This window comes from Pseudomonas sp. NPDC089569 (genome assembly GCF_050280625.1).
Taxonomy (GTDB): domain Bacteria; phylum Pseudomonadota; class Gammaproteobacteria; order Pseudomonadales; family Pseudomonadaceae; genus Aquipseudomonas.
In genome coordinates, this window is the sequence record NZ_JBNNVQ010000209.1 from 1 (window position 1) to 3,556 (window position 3,556).

The 3,556-nt window shown below is 59.8% G+C and carries 3 pseudogenes; all 3 read left to right on the plus strand.

What is annotated here, in order from left to right:
- Nucleotides 1-80: 80 nt before the first annotated feature.
- A pseudogene (gene alaS / locus ACQKP2_RS32225) lies at nt 81-2,594 on the plus strand (alanine--tRNA ligase); the annotation flags it as partial.
- Between the two features lie 91 nt (nt 2,595-2,685).
- Nucleotides 2,686-3,462 (plus strand): annotated as a pseudogene (locus tag ACQKP2_RS32230) (aspartate kinase); the annotation flags it as partial.
- A pseudogene (locus ACQKP2_RS32235) lies at nt 3,461-3,556 on the plus strand (pyridoxal-phosphate dependent enzyme); the annotation flags it as partial. The pseudogenes ACQKP2_RS32230 and ACQKP2_RS32235, both read left to right, overlap by 2 nt.

The window sequence follows — 3,556 nt, forward strand, 5'->3', positions numbered from 1 at the left end:
AGCCCCTCCCAGGGCCATGTGCTGTTCGACGGCAAGGCCGTCAACGACTTGTCCCCGGAAAAGCGCAACATCGCCCAGGTTTTCCAGTTCCCGGTATGAACCAGTTCAAGGACTGCTTCCTGGGCCAGGAAAAACGCGCGTACACCCGCGCCGTCAGCAGCCAGAAGTGTGTACGTGCCGGTGGCAAGCACAACGACCTGGAAAACGTAGGCTATACCGCCCGTCACCACACATTCTTCGAAATGCTGGGTAACTTCAGCTTCGGCGATTACTTCAAGCGTGATGCCATCACCTATGCCTGGACCTTCCTGACTTCCGACAAATGGTTGAACCTGCCGAAGGAAAAACTCTGGGTCACGGTCTACGCCAGCGATGACGAGGCGTATGACATCTGGACCAAGGAAGTCGGCGTTCCGGCCGAGCGCATGGTTCGTATCGGCGACAACAAGGGGGCGCCTTACGCTTCCGACAACTTCTGGACCATGGGCGATACCGGCCCGTGCGGTCCTTGCACCGAGATTTTCTACGACCACGGTGCCGACATCTGGGGTGGCCCACCGGGCTCGCCGGAAGAAGACGGCGACCGTTACATCGAAATCTGGAACAACGTGTTCATGCAGTTCAACCGTACCGCGGACGGCGTGCTGCACCCGCTGCCGGCGCCGTCGGTGGACACCGGCATGGGCCTTGAGCGGATCAGTGCGGTGCTGCAACACGTGCACTCGAACTATGAAATCGACCTGTTCCAGAGCCTGCTGAACGCAGCGGCCAAGGCCATCGGCTGCACCAACGATGCCCAGGCGTCGCTGAAAGTGGTGGCCGACCACATCCGTTCCTGCGGTTTCCTGATCGCCGACGGCGTATTGCCATCCAACGAAGGCCGCGGCTATGTGCTGCGCCGTATCATCCGTCGCGCCTGCCGTCACGGTAACAAGCTGGGTGCCAAGGGCAGTTTCTTCTACCAGATCGTTGCGGCCCTGGTTGCCGAAATGGGCGAAGCCTTCCCTGAGCTCAAATCCCAGCAGGCGCATATCGAACGCGTACTGAAGGCCGAAGAAGAGCAGTTCGCCAAGACCCTGGAGCAGGGCCTGAAGATCCTCGAGCAGGATCTGGCTGAACTCAAAGGCGACGTGGTGCCGGGTGACGTGGTGTTCAAGCTCTACGACACCTACGGTTTCCCGATGGACCTGACCGGCGACATCGCTCGCGAGCGCAGTCTGACCATTGACGAAGAAGGTTTCGAGCGTGAAATGGAAGCCCAGCGCGTTCGTGCACGTTCCGCCAGTTCCTTCGGCATGGACTACAACAGCCTGGTCAAGGTCGATGTGGACACCGAGTTCACCGGTTACACCGCTCACAGCGGTTCGGCCAAGATCGTTGCTCTCTACAAAGAAGGGCAATCGGTTGACGTACTGAGCGAAGGCGAAGAGGGCGTGGTCGTTCTCGATCAGACGCCGTTCTATGCCGAGTCCGGTGGTCAGATTGGTGATTGCGGCTTCCTCCAGGCTGGCGCGGCGCGTTTCGACGTGCGCGACACCACCAAGACCGGCGGTGCGTTCCTGCACCATGGTGTGCTGGATTCCGGCAGCCTGATCGTTGGCTCGCCAGTTCAGGCCCAGGTGGATGCCGACGTACGTCACGCCACTTCGCTGAACCACTCTGCGACTCACTTGCTGCACGCGGCATTGCGTCAGGTGCTGGGTGATCACGTTCAGCAGAAAGGCTCGCTGGTCGACAGTCAGCGCCTGCGCTTCGACTTCAGCCACTTCGAGGCGATCAAGCCTGAACAGCTCAAAGCGCTGGAAGATATCGTCAACGCCGAGATTCGCAAGAACTCCGAAGTTGAAACCGAAGAAACCGATATCGAAACCGCCAAGCAGAAAGGCGCCATGGCGCTGTTCGGCGAGAAATACGGCGACAACGTGCGCGTGCTGAGCATGGGCGACTTCTCCGTCGAACTGTGCGGCGGTATCCACGCCAACCGTACCGGCGACATCGGCCTGCTGAAAATCATCAGCGAAGGCGGTGTGGCCTCTGGTGTACGTCGTATCGAGGCAGTCACCGGTGCCGCGGCACTGGCCTACTTGAATGCGGCAGAAGAACAACTCAAGGAAGCGGCGAACCTGGTCAAGGGCAGCCGTGACAATCTGATCGACAAGTTGTCGGCCGTGCTGGAGCGCAACCGTCAGCTGGAGAAGCAACTCGAGCAGTTGCAAGCCAAGGCAGCCGCCGCGGCGGGCGACGATCTGTCGGGGCAAGCCCAGGACGTCAAGGGTGTGAAAGTGTTGGCCGTGCGTCTGGACGGTCAGGACGGCAAGGCGTTGTTGGCGCTGGTCGATCAGCTGAAAAACAAACTCGGCCGCGCAGTGATCCTGCTCGGCAGTGTCCATGAGGAAAAGGTCGTTCTGGTTGCAGGCGTAACCAAGGACCTGACTGGCCAACTCAAAGCCGGTGATTTGATGAAGCAGGCCGCTGCGGCAGTGGGCGGGAAGGGCGGTGGTCGTCCGGATATGGCGCAGGGCGGCGGTACCGACGCTGGCGCACTGGATGCAGCACTGGCGCTGACCGTTCCATTTGTAGAGCAGGGTTTATAAGGCAGCGTGTCCGGCCTGCAGTCTAGTGGCGGGCCGGGCCGTTGTTTGAGTGATTATTTGGGCGCCCTTCATGGGCAGAGGCGGCTTTGAAATGGCTTTGATCGTACAGAAATTTGGAGGCACCTCGGTCGGCACTGTCGAGAGAATCGAGCAGGTCGCCGACAAGGTTAAGAAATTCCGCGATGCCGGCGATGACCTGGTGGTTGTGCTGTCTGCAATGAGCGGCGAAACCAACCGTCTGATCGATCTGGCCAAGCAAATCAGTGGCGACGGTCAGCCGGTTCCCCGCGAACTGGATGTGATCGTGTCCACGGGCGAGCAGGTGACCATCGCCCTGTTGGCCATGGCGCTGATCAAGCGTGGCGTGCCGGCGGTGTCCTACACCGGCAATCAGGTGCGGATTCTGACGGATAGCGCGCACAATAAAGCGCGAATCCTGCAGATTGATGACCAGAAGATTCGCGGCGACCTGAAGGCCGGTCGTGTAGTGGTTGTCGCCGGTTTCCAGGGTGTCGACGAGCACGGCAACATCACCACGCTCGGTCGTGGCGGTTCCGACACAACCGGTGTGGCCTTGGCGGCGGCCTTGAAGGCTGACGAGTGCCAGATCTACACCGACGTCGACGGCGTCTATACCACTGATCCCCGTGTGGTGTCCGTGGCTCAGCGCCTGGACAAGATCACCTTCGAAGAGATGCTGGAAATGGCCAGCCTCGGTTCCAAGGTATTGCAGATCCGTGCGGTGGAATTCGCCGGCAAATACAACGTCCCGCTGCGCGTATTGCACAGCTTCAAGGAGGGTCCGGGCACCCTCATTACTATCGATGAAGAGGAAACCATGGAACAGCCGATCATTTCCGGCATCGCTAGCTCGATACGCTGACGACATGCGCCAATTGGTAGAACCAGCATGCGGTGTATCACTGGCAGTCGCCTACCTGAACCATCCATCAATTGCACTA